Below are 18891 nucleotides of genomic sequence, written 5' to 3'. Positions count from 1 at the left end.
GCCTTATCAGCGATATCAATGACACGCCAGCCTGTTCGTGATGGGGCACCGAAAGGCGCCCCTTGTCATTTTCGGCCGACCGAAAAATCTTCCAGGCTGAAACCCGCCGCCAGGTTTTCCTTGGCGCTCTTGCGCAATTTCTTGATCAGGCGCTCCTGGCGCAGGGCCTCTCCCTTGTCGCCGCACGCCTCGATATACACCAGCGCCACCGCCGGGCTCGAATGGAAGAAACGCGCGCCCTTGCCGCTCTGGTGCGAGGCAAAACGCCGTTGCGGATCGTCGCTGATGCCGCAATACAGCGAGCCGTTGGCAGCCCGGACCAGATAGACGAACCAGGGCTTGGCCGCCGGTGTGGCAGGTTCAGTGGCGGCAATCGGCGCTTGGTGAGTGTTCACGGGGCAAAGGGACTTGGCGGCAACGGGGCCGGAATCTTAGCAGACCTCAGCGGTTCGCCTGGAATGCCTTCAAGCCCTTGAGCGCCTGGGCACGCACGGCGTTTTTCACCAGCGGCGTCCAGCCCAGCAGCAGGCCTTTGGTGCCCAGGGCCTGGCGGGCCCAGCGCCACAGGTCGAAATGATCGTGGTGCTCGCAGATCTTGCCATCGCGGAACACGAAGCGGGCCTGGATATCGTTGACCACGATATTGCCGGTCTGGCTGAACAGGTACGTCGCCACCCAGTGGGCGCCCCCGGTGCGCTCATCGGCGCGAACATTGTCGAAGACCAGGCTGAAGTCCTTGGCCCGGGTCGTCAGCATGCGCCACATATCACCGGCGTCACGGCCGCGCAGTTCGCCGAAGGCCGGATCACTGAACAGCACGTCCTCGGTGTAGCAGGCGCTCATCGCCTCGGCATCCAGTCGCTGGAAAGCCTTGTAGAACTCGGTAATCAACGCGCTGTGGGCATCACTCATGGGCAGGCTCCGTGCAGATCAAAAGATTGCCTGCACGATAGTCCGCAAATGCCCGCCTGACCATCGGCATTCGCCGGCCGAATACCCGCAGTGCGAGGTGCTTCAGAGTTTTTCGCTGTTGACCTGCACATAGCGCGCCCGACCGGCGCCCAGCCCCGCGACAATGGCGCCAAGACCGATCACGCCGAAGATCCAGCCCAGGGCCTGCCAGTCGCCGGTGAGGTCATGCACCAGGCCGACCGCGAACGGCCCCATGGAAGCCAGGGTGTAGCCGATGCCCTGGGCCATGCTCGACAGGTTCGCTGCCACATGGGCATCGCGCGAACGCAGCACGATCAGGGTCAGCGCCAGGCTGAAAGTGCCGCCCTGCCCCAGTCCCAGCAGGATCGCCCAGCCCCAGAGCCCGTCGAGCGGTGCATACAGGCAACCGAACAGGCCGCCCAGGGTCAGCAGCATGACCACCAGGATCGCCAGCCGCTGGTCCTTGCCACGGGTAGCCAGCCAGGGCGCGGCCAGTGAACTGGCCAGTTGCACGAGGATCGAACCGGACAGCACGATCCCCGCCTGGGTCGCCGTCAGGCCGCGGCCGATCAGCACCGAAGGCAACCAGCCGAAGACAATGTAGGCCAGGGACGATTGCAGCCCCATGTACAGGGTCACCTGCCAGGCCAGCGGATCGCGCAACAGGCCGCGCACGCGGTACGCCGCCTGATGGGCACCGTGCTTGTTGCCGACCTGTGGCAGCCACAGCAACGCCGCCACCAGCGCCGGGATCACCCAGAAGCCCAGGCCCAGCGACCAACTGTTACCCAGGTGCTGGCTCAGCGGCACCGTCGCCCCTGCCGCCATCGCGGCGCCCAGGCACAGGGCCATGGTGTAGACCCCGGTCATGGTCCCCGCCTGCCTGGGAAAGTCACGCTTGACGATTCCCGGCAACAGCACGCCGATGACGCCGATACTCGCGCCCGCCATGATGCTGCCGGCAAACAGGCCGAACTCGCCAAAAGAACTGCGCACGATCAGGCCACCCGCCAGGGTCAGCAGGATTCCCAGCACCACCCGCTCACTGCCAAAACGCCGCGCCAGCAACGGCGCCAGGGGGGCAAACAACCCCAGGCAGAGCACGGGCAAAGTGGTCAGCAAGCCGGCCTTGGCCGCCGACAGGCCGAGGCTGCGGGACACCTCGCTGAGCATCGGCGCCATGCTCGACAACGCCGGGCGCAGGTTCAGGGCCACCAGTACCAGCCCCAGCAGCAACAACCAGGGACGGCGCAGCAGCGGTTGCTCCTGCTGGACGATGGCGTCATCGGCTTCGGCGTCGATCAGCAACCTGTCGAGCTCGGACGACTGGGCTGGCGTGGATGTCGAGGTAGTTGAAGCAGAACGGGGCATGAGGCTCTCGGATTCAAGGTTCATTGATCAAGGTCCGGCACAGGGCCTTGGCGCGTTCCGGGTCGCGCTGCTCGACCGCCTCCAGCAGGGCGATATGCAGATCGAACACCGACTGACGACGTGGCGTGATATCCAGCGTCTGGTGCAGAGCACCGGCAATCACGCTGGAAAAGTAGCGATACAGCTCGCTGAGCATCGGGTTGTGCGCGGCGTCGATCAGGCGCTGGTGAAACACCAGGTCGCAGGTGATATAGCTGTCGAGGTCGCCGTGGTAGTGATCGCCGCTGGTCGCCAGGGCCTCGCGCAGGCCTTTGAGATCCTCGTCGGTCCGGCGCAGGGCCGCCAGGCCAACGGCTTCGACTTCAAAACTGTGCCGCGTCTCGCGGGCCTGATCCAGGGAACACCGCGACAGCGCCTGCATGGTCGCCAACGGATCGGTGGTCGCCCGCAGGTAGCTGCCGTCACCCTGGCGAATCTCGATCAAGCCGGAAAACGCCAGCACGCGCATGGCCTCGCGCATGGTATTGCGGCTGATACCCAGTTCGGCAGCCAGCTCCGGCTCGGTCGGCAAACGCTCGCCCACGGCCCAGGTGCCGAGGGTGATGCGCTCGCGCAACTGCTCCAGGGCCTGGTCGACCAGGGAACGCTTGATCAGGGGAATACTGGAAGACATCGAAGCCACCTTAACATCCAATCATAGGATGAATTTACGGATAGCCTATCCCAGATCAACGGCTGAGCTCAAGGGCGAGTGATGCCAGCCGCACCGCCGCTTTCGCGGGCAAGCCCGCTCCCACAGGATGGGGGCTCACCACGGACTATCGCCCAGCCTCAAACCCTGTAGGAGCTGGCTTGCCAGCGATAACGAGGCAAGGTACTCAGCTCAGAGAAGTTGAAGATGTCGCCGAGGTCGAGCCATTGCTGCCGAATGGGCATAAAAAATCCGATACCAGGGGACTGGTATCGGATTTTCTAGAAACCCCGGATTGGACTCAAATGCTTAAGTGAACAGCATCACGGACCAGGTCCGGGCTTTTCATTCAGCGCCTGTCGATCAATGCAGGATCTGGCTCAGGAACAACTTGGTCCGCTCGTTCTGCGGATTGTCGAAGAAGTCGTTCGGCGCCGCCTGTTCGACGATTTCCCCCTTGTCCATGAAGATCACGCGATTGGCCACGGTGCGGGCGAAGCCCATTTCGTGGGTCACGCAGAGCATGGTCATGCCGTCTTCGGCCAGGCCGATCATGGTGTCGAGTACTTCCTTGACCATTTCCGGGTCGAGAGCCGAGGTCGGCTCGTCGAACAGCATGATCTTCGGTTTCATGCACAGGGCACGGGCAATCGCCACACGCTGCTGCTGACCACCGGACAGCTGACCCGGGAACTTGTGGGCCTGCTCCGGGATACGCACGCGCTCCAGGTAGTGCATGGCGATCTCTTCCGCCTTGCGCTTGGGCATCTTGCGCACCCACATCGGTGCCAGGGTGCAGTTCTGCAGGATGGTCAGGTGCGGGAACAGGTTGAAGTGCTGGAACACCATGCCGACTTCACGGCGGATCGCTTCGATCTGCTTGAGGTCGTTGGTCAGCTCCACGCCATCGACCACGATGCGGCCCTGCTGGTGCTCTTCCAGACGGTTGAGGCAGCGGATGGTGGTGGACTTGCCCGAACCGGACGGACCGCACAGGACGATACGCTCGCCCTGCTTGACGTTCAGGTTGATGTCCTTGAGCACGTGGAACTGGCCGTACCACTTGTTCACGCCCTGCATCTGAATAATGCCTTCAGGACTCACAGGCTGTTTGATCGCTTCACTCATAACAGAACTTCCTAAATTAGGTAGCGCCTCAGCGCTTGTGGCCTGTGTCCAGCTTGCGTTCCAAATGCATGGAATAGCGGGACATACCAAAACAGAAAATCCAGAACACCAGGGCGGCGAACACGTAGCCTTCGGTGGCCATGCCCAGCCATTTCGGGTCGGCGGCGGCTTGTTTGACGCTGTTAAGCAGGTCGAACAGGCCGATGATGATCACCAGGCTGGTGTCCTTGAACAGCGCGATCAGCGTGTTGACGATGCCGGGAATCACCAGCTTCAGGGCTTGCGGCAGGATCACCAGGCCCATGCTGCGCCAGTAGCCCAGGCCCATCGCGGCCGCGGCCTCGTATTGGCCTTTCGGAATCGCCTGCAGCCCGCCCCGGACCACCTCGGCCACATAGGCCGACTGGAACAGGATCACGCCGATCAAGGCCCGCAGCAGCTTGTCGAAGTTCATGCCTTCGGGCAGGAACAACGGCAGCATCACCGAGGACATGAACAGCACGGTGATCAACGGCACGCCGCGCCAGAACTCGATGAAGGTCACGCAGATCACCCGGATCGCTGGCAGGTTCGAGCGACGCCCGAGTGCCAGCAGGATCCCCAGCGGCAAGGCGCCGGCGATACCGACGGTGGCGATCACCAGGGTCAGCATCAGGCCGCCCCATTGGCTGGTCGCCACGTTTTCCAGGCCGAAACCGCCGTGCAGCAGGAAATAGGCGACGATCGGGAACACCACCAGGAAGCTCAGGCCGTAGATCGCCTTGCGCGGGAAGCGCGAGATGAACAACGGGGCGGCACCGATGATCGCCAGCCACACGGTCGAATCCACGCGCCAGCGCAGTTCCTGCGGGTAGTAGCCGTACATGAACTGGCCGAAACGCTGCTGGATGAACACCCAGCAGGCGCCGTCCTTGGTGCAGTCGGCACGGGTGGTACCGACCCAGTTGGCGTCCAGGATCGCCCAATGCAGGATCGGCGGCACCACCAGGTAGATCAGGTAGAAGGCGAACAGGGTCAGCAGCGTGTTGATCCAGCTGGAGAACATGTTTGCCCGTATCCACGCCATCGGGCCGAAGACCTTGGCCGGCGGTGGCATGTCGGGTTTGAAAGTATGGGAACTCATGGGCGTTTCCTCACCGCTCGATCAGCGCAATGCGCTTGTTGTACCAGTTCATCAGCAGGGAAATGCTGATACTGATCGCCAGGTACACGCTCATGGTGATGGCAATGACTTCGATGGCCTGCCCGGTCTGGTTCAGCACCGTACCGGCAAACAGCGAGACCATTTCCGGATAACCGATACCGGCGGCCAGGGACGAGTTCTTCGCCAGGTTCAGGTATTGGCTGGTCAGCGGTGGAATGATCACGCGCAGGGCCTGCGGAATGATCACCTTGCGCAGGGTCGGACCGTTGCGCAGGCCCAGGGAGCGTGCCGCCTCGGTCTGGCCATGGCTGACCGACTTGATCCCGGAACGCACGATCTCGGCGATGAACGCCGCGGTGTACACCGTCAGGGCCAGGGTCAGTGCCAGCAGTTCAGGGATCAGCACCCAGCCGCCGACGAAGTTGAAGCCTTGCAGCTTGGGCATTTCCCAGTGCAGCGGAGCACCGAAGACCAGCGCGCAGAGCGCCGGGATCACGATGAACAGCGCCAGGCCGGCCCAGAACTTGTGGAACGGCACGCCGGTTTCTTCGAAGCGCTTGGTCGCCCAGCGGGACATGAACACGATCGCGACGATGGCCAGCACCACGCTGATCACGAACGGCCAGAAACCTTCGGAGGCCTGGGCCGCCGGCATGTTCAGGCCACGGCTGCTGACGAAGAAGGTATCGCCGAAGTTATGGCTGTTGCGCGGCCCCGGCATGGTCAGGAACACCGCGAAATACCAGAACAGGATCTGCAGCAGAGGCGGGATGTTGCGGAATATCTCCACGTACACCGTGGCCAGCTTGTTGATGATCCAGTTCGACGACAGCCGCGCGACACCGATGATGAAGCCCAGCAGGGTCGCCAGGATCACGCCGATAAAGGTCACCAGCAGGGTGTTGAGCAGACCAATGACGAAGACGCGCGAATAGCTGTCCGCCTCGGTGTAGTCGATCAGGTGTTGAGCAATACCGAAACCGGCACTACGCTCGAGAAAACCGAAACCGGAAGTGATACCCCGGTGTTGCAGATTGGTCTGGGTGTTGTGAAACAGGTACCAGCCCAAGGCGATCACCGCGACAACCGTGATGATCTGAAATACCCACGCGCGCACTCGCGGATCGCTGAGGGTGAGCCTCTGCTTTGGTGCGCCGACTTGATTTTGCATGTAGTGCCCCAGAAAAAACGGAACAGAAACATCGCCCGGCGGTTGGCCCGCCGGGCGATAGGTCAATCAGCGCACCGGTGGTGCGTATTGAATGCCGCCGTTGTTCCACAGAGCGTTCAGGCCGCGGTCGATTTCCAGCGGGGTGCTCTTGCCGAGGTTCTTCTCGAAGATTTCGCCGTAGTTACCAACCTGCTTGACGATCTGGACGACCCAGTCCTTGCGCAGTTTCAGGTCCTTGCCGTATTCACCGTCGCCACCCAGCAGACGGGCAACGTCCGGGTTCTTGGTGGACTTGGCTTCAGCTTCGACGTTCTTCGAAGTGATACCGGCTTCTTCGGTGTTGAGCAGCGCGTAGCCGACCCAACGAACGATGGCCAGCCACTCGTCGTCGCCGTTACGCACGACCGGGCCCAGAGGTTCCTTGGAAATGGTTTCCGGCAGAACCACGTAGTCCTTCGGCGAAGCCAGCTTGCTGCGCTGGGCGAACAGCTGGGACTTGTCGGAGGTCAGTACGTCGCAACGACCGGATTCCAGCGACTTGGCGCTTTCGTCGGAGGTGTCGAAGGTGATCGGGGTGTACTTCAGGCCGTTGGCGCGGAAGTAGTCGGAAACGTTCAGCTCGGTGGTGGTACCGGCTTGAATACAGATGGTCGCGCCGTCCAGTTCCTTGGCACTTTTCACGCCCAGCTTGTTGTTGGCCAGGAAGCCCACGCCGTCGTAGTAAGTGATGAAGCCAGGGAATTTCAGGCCCATGCCCGCGTCACGGGAACTGGTCATGGTGGTGTTACGCGACAGGATGTCGATTTCGCCGGACTGCAGCGCGGTGAAACGCTCCTTGGCGTTCAACTGGCTGAACTTGACCTTGGTCGCGTCGCCGAATACGGCGGCGGCAACGGCACGGCAGACGTCAGCATCGATACCGAGGATCTTGCCGGTGGCATCAGGCACCGAGAAACCTGGCAAACCGTCACTCACACCGCACTGTACGAAACCCTTCTTCTGTACGGCATCGAGGGTAGCGCCCGCTTGCGCGAAACCGCTGACACCGAGAACGGCTGCAGCAGTCACGACTGCCAGGGTGGATTTCAACATCTTCATTCAAACCTCCAGTTTGCTCTTGTTGTGTCGGAGCTAGAGTCCTGCCGCACCCTTATGAGGCGCTGTTGACCCGCGTTGGCTTATTTTTGGGTCAAGCGGCAAAGAACTTGAGCCATGAGTCTAGTGGGGGAAAATCCCCCGAGGGGCACTCATTGCTCACCAATCGGCCGAGTGGGCTTGCGCCCTGTGTGTTCGCGAAGCCTTCCCGGCCATTGGCGAACGTCAATCTGAATCCGTTACCCGGATTCGTGCTATCCCACAGCTGGCGTTAGCCTGATAGTGTTACCGCCAGGGGAGAAAGCACACACTCGAATCTCCCATAGCAAAGCCCGTACCATAGTGGTGGCTAAAGCGATTCAGCCATTGGTCAACCGAAAAACTTTCAAAGTTGCGACATATTATTAATAGATCAACCATCCGTGCACCGCAATAACGCACTCAATCGGAGCGCACGCACACCAATGGAGCAGACATGACCGATCCCCTGATCATTCACCCCGCCAAGCCCGCCGACGCCTGTGTTATCTGGCTTCACGGCCTGGGCGCGGACCGCTATGACTTCCTGCCCGTGGCCGAGGCCCTGCAGGAACGCCTGCTGACCACCCGCTTCGTGCTGCCCCAGGCGCCGACCCGCGCGGTGACGATCAACGGCGGCTACGCGATGCCCAGCTGGTACGACATCCTGGCCATGAGCCCGGCCCGCTCCATCAGCCACGAAGAGCTCGAAGCCTCGGCCGCCACCGTCATCGAATTGATCGAAGCCCAGCGGGCCGCGGGGATCGACCCGGCGCGGATCTTCCTGGCCGGCTTCTCCCAGGGCGGCGCCGTGGTCCTGCATACCGCTTTCCTGAGATGGCAAGGCGCCCTGGGTGGCGTGCTCGCCCTGTCGACCTACGCCCCGACCTTCAGCGACAGCCTGCAGCTTTCGGCCAGCCAGCAGCGGATTCCGGTGTACTGCCTGCACGGCCATTACGACGAGGTGGTGCAGAACGCCATGGGTCGCACGGCCTACGAGCACCTGAAGCGCCTTGATGTCACCGTGACATGGCAGGAATACCCAATGGGGCACGAAGTGTTACCTGAGGAAATCAACGACATCGGGACCTGGCTGGCCGATCGTTTGCGCTGATCGCCGTAACGCACTACGCCGCGCCCGATTCTTGCATTACACTGGCCGGCGTACATTCCTTAACCAATTGATGAGATGACCGTGCTCAAAGCACTCAAAAAAATATTCGGTAAAAGCGAGGCTGAGCAGCTCGCACCAGGTCCCAGCGCTCCCACCCCCAGCCCAGACAGCCGCACCGCCGGCCAACCGTCGGGGCGCGCCGAGCCTGCCGCCAAACCGAAAGCCCAGCCGGTAACCCCTTCCGTTGCGCCAGAGCAGGCCGAAAAGCCGCGCAGCGAAAAGCCCAGGACCGAACAACCGCGCCGTGAACGAGCGCCGAAACCCAAGCCCTTGCCGTGGAAACTCGAAGACTTCGTCGTCGAGCCGCAGGAAGGCAAGACCCGCTTCCACGACTTCAAGCTGTCGCCGGAACTGATGCACGCCATCCAGGACCTGGGCTTTCCCTATTGCACGCCGATCCAGGCGCAGGTGCTCGGCTACACCCTGGCCGGCAAGGACGCCATCGGGCGTGCCCAGACCGGTACCGGCAAGACCGCCGCGTTCCTGATCTCGATCATCACCCAGCTGCTGCAGACCCCGCCGCCGAAAGAGCGCTACATGGGCGAGCCGCGGGCACTGATCATCGCGCCGACCCGCGAGCTGGTGGTACAGATCGCCAAGGACGCCGCCGACCTGACCAAGTACACCGGCCTCAACGTCATGCAATTCGTCGGTGGCATGGACTTCGACAAGCAGCTCAAGCACCTCGAGGCCCGCCATTGCGACATCCTCGTCGCCACCCCGGGCCGCCTGCTGGACTTCAACCAGCGCGGCGAAGTGCACCTGGACATGGTCGAGGTGATGGTGCTGGACGAAGCCGACCGCATGCTCGACATGGGCTTCATCCCCCAGGTCCGCCAGATCATTCGCCAGACCCCGCCGAAAAGCGAACGCCAGACCCTGCTGTTCTCCGCGACCTTCACCGAAGACGTGATGAACCTCGCCAAGCAGTGGACCACCGACCCGGCGATCGTCGAGATCGAATCGCAGAACGTCGCCAGCCAGAACGTCGAACAGCATATCTATGCCGTGGCCGGTGCCGACAAGTACAAGCTGCTGTACAACCTGGTCACCGACAACGGTTGGGAACGGGTCATGGTCTTCGCCAACCGCAAGGACGAAGTACGCCGGATCGAGGAACGCCTGGTGCGTGACGGCGTCAATGCCGCCCAACTGTCGGGCGACGTACCGCAGCACAAGCGCATCAAGACCCTGGAAGGTTTCCGCGAAGGCAAGATCCGCGTCCTCGTCGCCACCGACGTCGCCGGTCGCGGGATCCATATCGACGGCATCAGCCACGTGATCAACTTCACCCTGCCGGAAGTGCCGGACGACTACGTGCACCGCATCGGCCGCACCGGTCGTGCCGGGGCCGATGGCGTGTCCATCAGCTTCGCCGGGGAAGACGACTCCTACCAGTTGCCCTCGATCGAAGCCTTGCTGGGACGCAAGATCAGTTGCGAAACCCCGCCGACCGAACTGTTGCGCCCGGTGGTCCGCCAGCGTCCTTGACGCACGCCGCCAGCGCCACGCAAGAACGCCGCCTTTTCCAGGGCGGCGTTTTTTTTCGCTCGCCGATTGCCGAATTAAACTAAAAGTCCATAATGGACAAAATAGTTTAACAAGAAGCCAAGGGAGCCCCTCGCATGTCCAGCCCCACACCTTATGTGATTGCCCAGCCGCAGGCTCATCAGTTGCTGCAGCAACTCGACGTGCCGCAGATCATGCGCAAACTGTTTCGGGACCTCGCGGCCGGGCAGGCGGTGCAGCCCGCCCAGCAACTGGTCGGGTTCCCACAAGGCGACGGCGACTTCATCAACTACCTGGGGGTGCTGGCCGAGGAGCGCGTCTATGGCGTCAAGACCTCACCCTACATCGTGCGCGAACAAGGCCCGCTGGTCACGGCCTGGACCCTGCTGATGTCCATGGACAGCGGCCAGCCACTGCTGCTTTGCGACGCCGGCGAACTGACCACCGCGCGCACCGCGGCAACCACCGCCGTGGCCGTGGATGCCCTGGCGCCACCGACCGCCAGCCGCCTGGCGATCATCGGCAGTGGCCCGGTGGCCCAGGCGCACCTGCGCTACACTAGGAACCTGCGCGAATGGCAAGGCATCCGCCTGTATTCACCCAACCTCGCTGCCGAGACCCGGGGGCGCCTGCACGGCATCGAAGCCAGCCTGGAAATCGCCGACAGCCTCGACGCGGCCCTGGATGACGCCGATGTCATCATGCTCTGCACCTCCTCCGCCACGCCGGTCATCGACCCGCGCGCCCTGGGCAAGCCGGCACTGATCACCTCCATCAGTACCAACGCGCCACGCGCCCATGAAGTCCCGCCGCACTGCCTGGGCGAGATGCAGGTCTACTGCGACTACCGCCAGACCACGCCTGCCTCGGCGGGAGAAATGCTGATCGCCAGCACGCAGCACGACTGGCAGGTCGAGAGCATTCGCGGCGACCTGGCCGAATTGCTCAGTGGTCAGGTTCCACGCCCGCAGTATGCACAACACGTGTTCTTCCGCTCCATCGGCCTCGGCCTGGAAGATATCGCACTGGCCAATGCGCTCTATCATCTGCACGACGCCCGCTGATCACACCTTTTCCCGGAGGCCTTGAATGCACCAGGCAGACTTCATCATCATCGGCGGCGGCATTGCCGGCGCCTCCACCGGCTTCTGGCTGGCCGAACACGGCCGGGTCATCGTGCTCGAACGCGAGTCGCACCCGGCCTACCATTCCACCGGACGTTCGGCCGCCCTCTACAGCGCCGCCTACGGCACCGCCCAGGTGCGCGCCCTGACCCTCGCCAGCCGGGACTTTTTCGACCATCCACCCGCCGGCTTCGCCGAACACCCGCTGCTCACGCCCCGTGGCGAGATGACCGTGGACTTCACCGGCGACCCGGATGAATTGCAGTCGCAGTACCTGAGCGCCAAGGCCAGCGTGCCCGAAGTGCAGAAGCTCAGCGCCGACGAAGCCTGCGCCCGCCTGCCGATCCTGCGTCGGGACAAGGTCCACGGCGCCCTCTATGACCCCAGTGCCTGCGATATCGACACCGACGCCCTGCACCAGGGCTACCTGCGCGGCATTCGCCGCCGGCACGGGGCAATCCATACCGACTGCGAAGTCCTCGGACTGGAGCGCGATGCCGACGGCCTCTGGCAGGTGCGGACCAACGGACAGACCTTCAGCGCCCCGGTGATCATCAACGCCGCCGGCGCCTGGGCCGACCGGATCGCTCAACTGGCCGGCGCCGCCGCACTGGGCCTGCAGCCGAAACGGCGGGCCGCCTTTATCTTCGCGCCCCCGGAGGGCCTGGACAGCCACCACTGGCCGATGCTGGTCAGCCTCGATGAGTCGTTCTACATGAAACCGGATGCCGGCATGTTCCTCGGTTCGCCGGCCAACGCCGACCCGGTCGAACCCCACGACGTGCAGCCCGAGGAGCTGGACATTGCCATGGGCATCTACCAGATCGAGGAAGCCACCACCCTGAGCATTCGCCGTCCGACCCGCACCTGGGCCGGTCTGCGCAGCTTTGTCAGCGATGGCAACCTGGTGGCCGGTTTTGATTCGGCGGTCGCGGGCCTGTTCTGGGTCGCGGCGCAAGGCGGTTATGGCATCCAGACCTCCCCCGCCATGGGCCAGGCCAGTGCCGCCCTGGTGCGTGGCCAGGCCCTGCCCGAACATCTGCAACACTTCGGCCTGACGGCCGCGATGCTCTCGCCTGCCCGCCTGGGATGACGACCGCCGGCGATTACGGCACACTGCCAGCGCCCTTACCGGGGCGCTGACGCAGCCTGGAGAATGACCATGACACCCCGACAGGATCCCGCCCTGGATAATTTCCGGGCGATTGCCGACGCCATTGCCACCTTGTTCTTTCCCCACGCGGAAGTGGTGCTGCATGACCTGCGCACCCAAAAGGTCGACTACATCGCCAACAACATCTCCAAACGCGAGATCGGCGACGACGCGGCCCTGGAAGACATGCTTGACGAGGAAGTCAGCGAGCGCAATATCGGCCCCTATGAAAAGCTCAACTGGGACGGCCAGAAGATTCGCAGTGTCAGCACGGTCCTGCGCGACAGCCAGGGCACCCCGCTGGCGGTGCTGTGCATCAACCTGAATATTTCCCTGTTCGAAAGCGCCAAGGCCGCGCTGGACCTGTTTCTCTCACCCAGCAAACTGGTGCCGCAGCCCGACGCACTGTTTCGCGACGACTGGCAGGAGCGGATCAACACCTTCCTGCACAGCTGGCTGCGCCACCGACAACTGGGGCTCAACCTGCTGACCCGCGACCACAAGCGCGAGCTGGTGCTGGCGCTGCACGCCGAAGGTGCCTTCAAGGGCAAGAGCGCGGCCAACTATGTGGCGAACGTGCTGAACATGGGACGGGCGACGGTGTACAAGCACCTGAAGGAATTGAAGGCAGAGGTCTGAGCACAACCGGATCCTGACAGGAACACCCCACCTGCAGGAGCCCGGCTTGCCGGCGAAGAGGCCCTCGGGGCCGCCAGAAGCTTCGCTGGCAAGCCAGGCTCCTACAGGGAACGCGGTGTTTTGACACTCAGTCGCCGTAGATATCCGACTTGAAATACTTGCCCTCGATCTTCTGGTACTCGCCACTGGCACGGATACCCTCGATGGCCTTGTTCAACTGGCCCAACAACTCGCTGTTGCCCTTGCGCACGGCGATCCCGGCGCCTTCGCCGACATACTTGGGATCCTTCAGTTCGGGCCCGACAAACCCATAACCGGCGCCCCGTGGCATCGCCAGGAAGTCGCTCAACGGAATGGTGTCGGCAAAGATGCCATCCAGGCGGCCCGAAGCCAGGTCCATGTAGATCTCTTCGTTGTTGCTGTAGCGCACCACCTTGATCCCCCGTGGCTCGAAGACCTCGGTGGCGTAGCGGTCGGTGGTGGTCGCGCGCTGCACGCCGATGGTCTTGCCCTTGAGGCTGGCGTACTGGTCGTCCACCACCGCGCCCTCCTTCATCACCAGCCGCGATGAAGTGAAGTAGTACTTGTGGGTGAAATCCACCGACTTCTTGCGTTCGTCGGTAATGGTCATCGACGACAGCGCCGCGTCGATCTTCTTGACCTTCAGCGACGGAATCAGTCCGTCGAACTCGCCTTCGATCCATTCGCACTTGACCTGCATCTGCGCGCACAAGGCATTGCCGATGTCGTAGTCGAAGCCGCTGATCTTGCCCTCCGAGGTCTTGAAGGCAAACGGCGGATAGGCTGCCTCGATGCCGATGCGCAAGGTCTTCTCGGCGGCGAACGGGCTGGCACTGGCGAGCAGGCTCAGGGTGACGGCACAGATCCGGGTGAACTTCTTCATGCTGGGGCTCCCGCTTGTTATTGGAGGTGTTGTGGCACGGCAGTGGACAGAAGAGGACAACTCTATTTTGTACTTATAAATCCATACTGGACTTTTATGTACACAACGTCAACGAGCAAATACAGCCTGCCCGAGGGGGCGGGAAGGAGAGGTTCGCAGTGATTTCACAGGTGCCTTCGCGGCGGTCCGGCCAGCCCGCGCCCTGCGTTGATCGTTCCCACGCTCCGCGTGGGAATGCAGCCGTGACGCTCCGCGTCACAGACCCGAAGCGAACGCGGAGCATTTGATCGTTCCCACGCTCCGCGTGGGAACGCAGCCCGTGACGCTCCGCGTCACAGAGCCGAAGCGAACGCGGAGCATGGGAACGATTGGGTAAGCGGCTATTGCAAATGCTACTTCCAGCGTTCGGCCGCCGCCTGGTCGCTGTCCCGCCCCTCGACCCAGCGCGGGCCTTCGGCGGTATTTTCCTTCTTCCAGAACGGCGCGCGGGTCTTGAGGTAATCCATGACGAAATTGCAGGCGTCGAAGGCCGCCTGACGATGGGCACTGGCCACGCCGACAAACACGATCGGCTCGCCCGGTTCCAGGGCGCCGACCCGGTGCAACACCTCCAGCCTGAGCAACGGCCAGCGCTGCGCGGCCTCGTCGACGATCTTTTCCAGGGCCTTCTCGGTCATGCCCGGGTAATGTTCGAGGAACATCCCCGCCACATCCCGCCCATCGTTGAAGTCGCGGACATAGCCAACAAAAGCGACCACCGCGCCGACACCGACATTGGCCGCGTGCAACGCATTGACCTCAACACCGGGATCGAAGGCCCCGGCCTGGACGCGAACCACCATGTCAGCCTCCGGTCACGGTAGGGAAAAACGCCACTTCATCACCCTCGGCCAGGGGCTCGTCCAAGGAGCACAACTCCTGGTTGCGCGCGCACATCAGGCTCTGTTCGGCCAGCACCGCCCAGGCCCCGCCCCGCTGCAACAGATGCTGGCGCAACTGCCCGATATCGGTGAAGTCACCTTCAACCTGTTCGGCGTCGACCCCGAGCACCTCCCGGTAACGGGCAAAAAACTGCACATCGAACGTCATCACGCATCCACCTGATAGTGACCGCTCTTGCCGCCCAGCTTCTCCAGCAGGCGTACATTCTCGATGATCATGCCGCGATCCACCGCCTTGCACATGTCGTAGATCGTCAGCGCCGCCACACTGGCCGCGGTCAGCGCTTCCATTTCCACCCCGGTCTGGCCGGACAGCTTGCAGCGGGCGACGATCCGCACCGCGTCGCTGCCCTCGGCGCTCAACTCGACCTTGACGCTGGTGAGCATCAGCGGATGGCAGAGGGGAATCAGCTCGGAGGTTTTCTTCGCGGCCTGGATACCGGCAATTCGCGCCACGGCGAACACATCCCCTTTCGGGTGACCGCCGCTGACAATCATTTGCAGGGTCTCGGGCAACATGCGCACCCGCGCTTCGGCCACCGCCTCGCGGAAGGTCACGGCCTTGTCGGTGACGTCGACCATATTGGCGCGACCTTGGGAATCGAGATGAGTCAGCACAGCGATACTCCTGATCAGGAGCGTCGATTGTAAACCTGCGGGTCAGCTTTACGCACGCCCCGCAAGACCTGAGCATGCACACCGATGGCAGGAGCGGGCTGGCCCGCGATGGCGACCGACCAGACGCTGCAAGCCTCACCGGCCCCATCGCCGGCAAGCCGGCTCCCACAGAGACCTCATAACCCATAAAAAAGGGCGGCCGCCTGGCCGCCCCTCGGGTGTGGATGAAATTACAGGTGGGATTCGGCGTATTCGGCCAGGATCGAACGCGGCACGCCCTGCAGGGTGATGTGCACGCCGTTCGGGAAATCCTTGAAGCGTTCGGTCAGGTAGGTCAGCCCGGAACTGGTCGCGGACAGGTAAGGGGTGTCGATCTGTGCCAGGTTGCCCAGGCACACCACTTTCGAACCGGCGCCGGCACGGGTGATGATGGTCTTCATCTGGTGCGGCGTGAGGTTCTGGCATTCATCGATCAGGATCAGGCTCTGCTGGAAGCTGCGACCTCGGATGTAGTTGAGGGATTTGAACTGCAACGGCACCTTGCTGAGGATGTAGTCGACGCTGCCATGGGTGTTTTCGTCATCCATGTGCAGGGCTTCGAGGTTGTCGGTGATCGCTCCCAGCCAGGGTTCCATCTTCTCCGCCTCGGTGCCGGGCAGGAAACCGATTTCCTGGTCCAGGCCCTGCACGCTGCGGGTCGCGATGATGCGGCGGTAGCGCTTGCTGACCATGGTCTGCTCGATGGCAGCCGCCAGGGCCAGGATGGTTTTCCCGGAACCGGCGGCACCGGTCAGGTTGACCAGGTGGATATCCGGATCGAGCAGCGCGAACAGCGCCAGGCTTTGATAGATATCACGCGGTTTCAGGCCCCAGGCTTCCTGGTGCAACAGGGGCTCCTGATGCAGATCGAGGATCAACAGCACATCGGCGCGGATCTCCTTGACCCAGCCGACAAACCCTTGCTCATCGATGATGAATTCGTTGACGTGCACGGCCGGCAGGTTGTCGGTCATTTGCACCTGGTGCCAGGTGCGACCATGGTCCTGACGGGTCTCGACCTTGCTGACACGGTCCCAGAAGGAGCCGACCACATTGTGGAAGCCCTTGGGCAGCAGGTCGACGTCGTCGACCAACTGGTCGGTGCTGTAGTCCTCGGAAGCGATACCGCAGGCACGCGCCTTGAGGCGCATGTTGATGTCTTTGGTCACCAGCACCAGGCGCAGCCCCTTGTCGCGCGCGTGCATGTCGACCAGCTGGTTGATGATGATGTTGTCGTTGAGGTTTTCCGGCAGCAGCACATTGGGTTCGCTGCGCTTGCTCATCAGGATCGACAGCAGGCCCTTCGGCCCGCTCTTGCCGCGCTGGATCGGTACACCCAGCTCGACATCCTCGGGGCTGGCGTCGCCCAGGGTCTTGTCGATCAGGCGGATCGCCTGGCGACATTCGGAAGCCACGCTGTGGTGGCCGCTCTTGAGCTTGTCGAGTTCCTCCAGGACGGTCATCGGGATGGCGACGTGGTGTTCTTCGAAGTTGAGCAGTGCGTTTGGATCGTGGATCAGTACGTTGGTATCGAGCACGTAAAGGATTGGCTGGTTGGAAGAAGGAGTGCGTCCGTGATCATCCATACTCGGTCACCTTTGTGGGAGCCAGTCGACGCGAGACCTTGACGGTATCGCGCCTCGAAGTGACCGCCGAATTCGCCTGGAGGGGACAGGCGCTCTGTGCACAAGGTAGGGCCTTGGGAGACGCCACCTGTGTCGCAGGTTTCGGCGGTCTGACTCCGTAATACCGCAAAACCCGTGACAGGAAAAAGCACTTTGACGCTTTTTTGAAGTTTATTTTTCAGAGTGACGAATAGCCCTTGGCGAGCTGGCCGGACACCGTTAAAGTCGGAAGTCCGCCTGCACTGAATTTCGTAAGAAATTTCCCACAAGCCCAGCAAATACGGGCTTCTCGCTCTTCCTATCGAAATGCGTCATCACAGCCTTTCCAGCCAAGCCCGCTTTCAGCGGTCTGCCTGAGCAGCCAGGGCAATGCGCCGAGGGCCTTGTCCTGGGTGTCATGGAAGACGATCACGCCACGACGCCACAACAACATCAGGGTCATCACCCGCTGGGCCGACTGTTCGGCGGTAAGCTTGCCGGTGGCGTCGGCGGAATCGATATCCCACAACACCACCTGCAACCCCTGGGACTTGAAGAACGCCCCGCTGTCCGCCTGGCGCTGCCCGTAGGGCGGACGGAACAAGGGCTGATAGTTCTCCGGCAATACGCGCTGCGCCAGCATGGCGCTACGCTGGACCGAGTCCTGCCAGTCCTGCCAATGGCTGTGGGAACGATACTGCCAACCCTGGATACCCACGCACTGCTCTTTATAGAGATCGCGCACGGCCATGATCGAGGTCTTGTCGACCCGCGCCTGCAAGGCACTGCCGAGGACAAAGAACAGACCGTTCATCTTCTGCCGGCGCAGGTACGCGGTCAGCTCGTCGGTGTTGCCCGCCGAAGCCCCGGGGCCGCCGTCGAAGGTCAGCAGGAACAGCCGGTCATGGAACGCCTCGCCGTTACGCTCCGGCTCGCCGAACAGGGCGATTTCGCTGCTGGTCTGGGGAAACAGCGCGGCCATGCGCAGCAACTCGTCCAGATAGCGCTCGTGAAACGCCCGGCTCGGTTCGGCCCAGCGGGCATAGAAGGAATCCTCGGCCACCCGGAACTTGCCGGCCTGTTCGCGCAGGCTGTCCATGTCCTCGACGTAATAACAGAAGGAAGCATCCTGCTCGCAGCTCTGCTGGGCGAAATTGTAGTTTTCCAGCAAACGCTGCCAGAGACGGGCGCGCACCCGGTTGATCGACGCCAGGTTGATCTGCTTGAGGCCAAGGCGCTGCCGCAGTGCCGGCTCATCGGCCATTTCGCTGATCAGCAGGGCGTGGGCGAAGGTGAGGATTTCCGCCCGCGAGGCGACATCGAACAGGGTCGGGCTGCTCAACTGTTCCGGCCAGGTGCCGCGATCCAGGGTCGCCGCGTCGTTCGGCGCGGCGACGGCGGCGAGGCAGGCCAGCAGGGCCGAGAAGAAAAGAACGATACGCAAAAGGGTGACTCCATTTCAGAACCCGCCGCGCACTATAGCCGATCTGACAATCCTGACTCTCGTGGACCCTGTAGCGGCCTCTTCGCGGGCAAGCCCGCTCCCACGGGTTTGCGGTCTGATGTGGGAGCGGGCTTGCCCGCGAAGAGACCATGAAAAGGCGCCCGAGCGCTGACATTGTGGGAGCTGGCTTG

19 protein-coding genes are annotated in these 18891 nt (G+C 62.6%); 5 read left to right on the top strand and 14 right to left on the bottom strand.

The genetic code is table 11. From position 1 onward, the window contains the following. Positions 1-65: 65 nt before the first annotated feature. The 8 genes from KI243_RS05795 to KI243_RS05760 all read right to left on the bottom strand — a co-directional run bounded on the left by KI243_RS05795 (position 66) and on the right by KI243_RS05760 (position 7536). Positions 66-395 (bottom strand): GIY-YIG nuclease family protein, encoded by a 330-nt coding sequence (locus tag KI243_RS05795; RefSeq protein ID WP_017124094.1) that lies wholly within the window; start codon positions 393-395, stop codon positions 66-68. A gap of 46 nt (positions 396-441) precedes the next feature. After that, entirely contained in the window at positions 442-912 is a 471-nt protein-coding gene (locus tag KI243_RS05790) for a nuclear transport factor 2 family protein (protein ID WP_017124095.1), read from the bottom strand. A 102-nt stretch (positions 913-1014) separates the two neighbouring features. Next, a complete protein-coding gene (locus tag KI243_RS05785) occupies positions 1015-2328 on the bottom strand; it encodes a CynX/NimT family MFS transporter (protein ID WP_017124096.1) in 1314 nt (437 codons plus the stop codon). Further along, complete coding sequence (locus KI243_RS05780; protein WP_017124097.1) at positions 2318-2977, bottom strand: FadR/GntR family transcriptional regulator; 660 nt, start codon at positions 2975-2977, stop codon at positions 2318-2320. Before KI243_RS05780 ends, KI243_RS05785 begins: the two co-directional genes overlap by 11 nt. A 381-nt stretch (positions 2978-3358) precedes the next feature. Further along, on the bottom strand, positions 3359-4123 hold the full coding sequence (locus tag KI243_RS05775) for an amino acid ABC transporter ATP-binding protein (RefSeq protein WP_010444394.1): 765 nt from the start codon (positions 4121-4123) through the stop codon (positions 3359-3361). A 28-nt stretch (positions 4124-4151) separates the two neighbouring features. Then, the gene (locus KI243_RS05770) at positions 4152-5246 is read right to left on the bottom strand and encodes an amino acid ABC transporter permease (RefSeq protein WP_177085621.1); all 1095 of its coding nucleotides are present in this window, start codon (positions 5244-5246) and stop codon (positions 4152-4154) included. A gap of 10 nt (positions 5247-5256) precedes the next feature. Then, positions 5257-6438 (bottom strand): amino acid ABC transporter permease, encoded by a 1182-nt coding sequence (locus tag KI243_RS05765; RefSeq protein WP_177118937.1) that lies wholly within the window; start codon positions 6436-6438, stop codon positions 5257-5259. A 66-nt stretch (positions 6439-6504) separates the two neighbouring features. After that, positions 6505-7536 (bottom strand): amino acid ABC transporter substrate-binding protein, encoded by a 1032-nt coding sequence (locus KI243_RS05760; RefSeq protein ID WP_017124100.1) that lies wholly within the window; start codon positions 7534-7536, stop codon positions 6505-6507. A gap of 472 nt (positions 7537-8008) precedes the next feature. Between KI243_RS05760 and KI243_RS05755 the strand changes: the two genes are divergently transcribed. The 5 genes from KI243_RS05755 to KI243_RS05735 all read left to right on the top strand — a co-directional run bounded on the left by KI243_RS05755 (position 8009) and on the right by KI243_RS05735 (position 13150). Continuing rightward, the gene (locus tag KI243_RS05755) at positions 8009-8665 is read left to right on the top strand and encodes an alpha/beta fold hydrolase (RefSeq protein WP_177085617.1); all 657 of its coding nucleotides are present in this window, start codon (positions 8009-8011) and stop codon (positions 8663-8665) included. Positions 8666-8740: 75 nt separating this feature from the next. Continuing rightward, positions 8741-10216 (top strand): ATP-dependent RNA helicase RhlB, encoded by a 1476-nt coding sequence (gene rhlB, locus KI243_RS05750; protein ID WP_177106892.1) that lies wholly within the window; start codon positions 8741-8743, stop codon positions 10214-10216. Between the two features lie 134 nt (positions 10217-10350). After that, on the top strand, positions 10351-11298 hold the full coding sequence (locus KI243_RS05745) for an ornithine cyclodeaminase family protein (RefSeq protein ID WP_212810597.1): 948 nt from the start codon (positions 10351-10353) through the stop codon (positions 11296-11298). 25 nt (positions 11299-11323) lie between these two features. After that, positions 11324-12451 (top strand): FAD-dependent oxidoreductase, encoded by a 1128-nt coding sequence (locus KI243_RS05740; protein WP_177118939.1) that lies wholly within the window; start codon positions 11324-11326, stop codon positions 12449-12451. A gap of 69 nt (positions 12452-12520) precedes the next feature. Further along, positions 12521-13150 (top strand): transcriptional regulator, encoded by a 630-nt coding sequence (locus KI243_RS05735; RefSeq protein WP_177085610.1) that lies wholly within the window; start codon positions 12521-12523, stop codon positions 13148-13150. 127 nt (positions 13151-13277) lie between these two features. Here the strand turns inward: KI243_RS05735 and KI243_RS05730 are convergent, their stop codons facing one another. The 6 genes from KI243_RS05730 to KI243_RS05705 form a co-directional block, all read right to left on the bottom strand. Continuing rightward, a complete protein-coding gene (locus KI243_RS05730; RefSeq protein ID WP_177108022.1) occupies positions 13278-14054 on the bottom strand; it encodes an ABC transporter substrate-binding protein in 777 nt (258 codons plus the stop codon). Positions 14055-14446: 392 nt separating this feature from the next. Beyond that, on the bottom strand, positions 14447-14896 hold the full coding sequence (gene moaE / locus KI243_RS05725) for a molybdopterin synthase catalytic subunit MoaE (protein ID WP_177108023.1): 450 nt from the start codon (positions 14894-14896) through the stop codon (positions 14447-14449). Position 14897: 1 nt separating this feature from the next. Then, positions 14898-15143, bottom strand: a complete 246-nt coding sequence (locus KI243_RS05720; RefSeq protein ID WP_177085605.1) for a MoaD/ThiS family protein — start codon at positions 15141-15143, stop codon at positions 14898-14900. Next, entirely contained in the window at positions 15143-15613 is a 471-nt protein-coding gene (moaC, locus tag KI243_RS05715) for a cyclic pyranopterin monophosphate synthase MoaC (RefSeq protein WP_017124109.1), read from the bottom strand. The genes KI243_RS05720 and moaC overlap by 1 nt, the downstream gene beginning before the upstream one ends. Before the next feature lie 230 nt (positions 15614-15843). Next, positions 15844-17238 carry a PhoH family protein gene (locus KI243_RS05710; RefSeq protein WP_017124110.1) on the bottom strand — a complete coding sequence of 465 codons (1395 nt, stop codon included), beginning with the start codon at positions 17236-17238 and terminating at the stop codon, positions 15844-15846. Between the two features lie 337 nt (positions 17239-17575). Next, entirely contained in the window at positions 17576-18700 is a 1125-nt protein-coding gene (locus KI243_RS05705) for a polysaccharide deacetylase family protein (protein ID WP_212810596.1), read from the bottom strand. Between the last annotated feature and the right edge of the window lie 191 nt (positions 18701-18891).

The sequence above is a fragment of the Pseudomonas sp. Ost2 genome (assembly GCF_018326065.1).
GTDB classification, from domain to species: Bacteria; Pseudomonadota; Gammaproteobacteria; order Pseudomonadales; family Pseudomonadaceae; genus Aquipseudomonas; species Aquipseudomonas gingeri.
The sequence above is the reverse complement of the archived record's forward strand: the minus strand, read 5'-3'. Positions and strand labels throughout refer to the sequence as shown.

What these genes read in the sequence shown, in the direction of transcription:
- KI243_RS05775 (WP_010444394.1), bottom strand. Translation starts at nt 4,123, where the DNA reads ATGAGTGAAGCGATCAAACAGCCTGTGAGTCCTGAAGGCATTATTCAG.
- KI243_RS05730 (WP_177108022.1), bottom strand. Translation starts at nt 14,054, where the DNA reads ATGAAGAAGTTCACCCGGATCTGTGCCGTCACCCTGAGCCTGCTCGCC.
- KI243_RS05790 (WP_017124095.1), bottom strand. Translation starts at nt 912, where the DNA reads ATGAGTGATGCCCACAGCGCGTTGATTACCGAGTTCTACAAGGCTTTC.
- KI243_RS05710 (WP_017124110.1), bottom strand. Translation starts at nt 17,238, where the DNA reads ATGGATGATCACGGACGCACTCCTTCTTCCAACCAGCCAATCCTTTAC.
- KI243_RS05770 (WP_177085621.1), bottom strand. Translation starts at nt 5,246, where the DNA reads ATGAGTTCCCATACTTTCAAACCCGACATGCCACCGCCGGCCAAGGTC.
- KI243_RS05735 (WP_177085610.1), top strand. Translation starts at nt 12,521, where the DNA reads ATGACACCCCGACAGGATCCCGCCCTGGATAATTTCCGGGCGATTGCC.
- KI243_RS05755 (WP_177085617.1), top strand. Translation starts at nt 8,009, where the DNA reads ATGACCGATCCCCTGATCATTCACCCCGCCAAGCCCGCCGACGCCTGT.
- KI243_RS05740 (WP_177118939.1), top strand. Translation starts at nt 11,324, where the DNA reads ATGCACCAGGCAGACTTCATCATCATCGGCGGCGGCATTGCCGGCGCC.
- KI243_RS05720 (WP_177085605.1), bottom strand. Translation starts at nt 15,143, where the DNA reads ATGACGTTCGATGTGCAGTTTTTTGCCCGTTACCGGGAGGTGCTCGGG.
- KI243_RS05765 (WP_177118937.1), bottom strand. Translation starts at nt 6,438, where the DNA reads ATGCAAAATCAAGTCGGCGCACCAAAGCAGAGGCTCACCCTCAGCGAT.
- KI243_RS05785 (WP_017124096.1), bottom strand. Translation starts at nt 2,328, where the DNA reads ATGAACCTTGAATCCGAGAGCCTCATGCCCCGTTCTGCTTCAACTACC.
- KI243_RS05745 (WP_212810597.1), top strand. Translation starts at nt 10,351, where the DNA reads ATGTCCAGCCCCACACCTTATGTGATTGCCCAGCCGCAGGCTCATCAG.
- rhlB (WP_177106892.1), top strand. Translation starts at nt 8,741, where the DNA reads ATGACCGTGCTCAAAGCACTCAAAAAAATATTCGGTAAAAGCGAGGCT.
- KI243_RS05760 (WP_017124100.1), bottom strand. Translation starts at nt 7,536, where the DNA reads ATGAAGATGTTGAAATCCACCCTGGCAGTCGTGACTGCTGCAGCCGTT.
- moaE (WP_177108023.1), bottom strand. Translation starts at nt 14,896, where the DNA reads ATGGTGGTTCGCGTCCAGGCCGGGGCCTTCGATCCCGGTGTTGAGGTC.
- KI243_RS05780 (WP_017124097.1), bottom strand. Translation starts at nt 2,977, where the DNA reads ATGTCTTCCAGTATTCCCCTGATCAAGCGTTCCCTGGTCGACCAGGCC.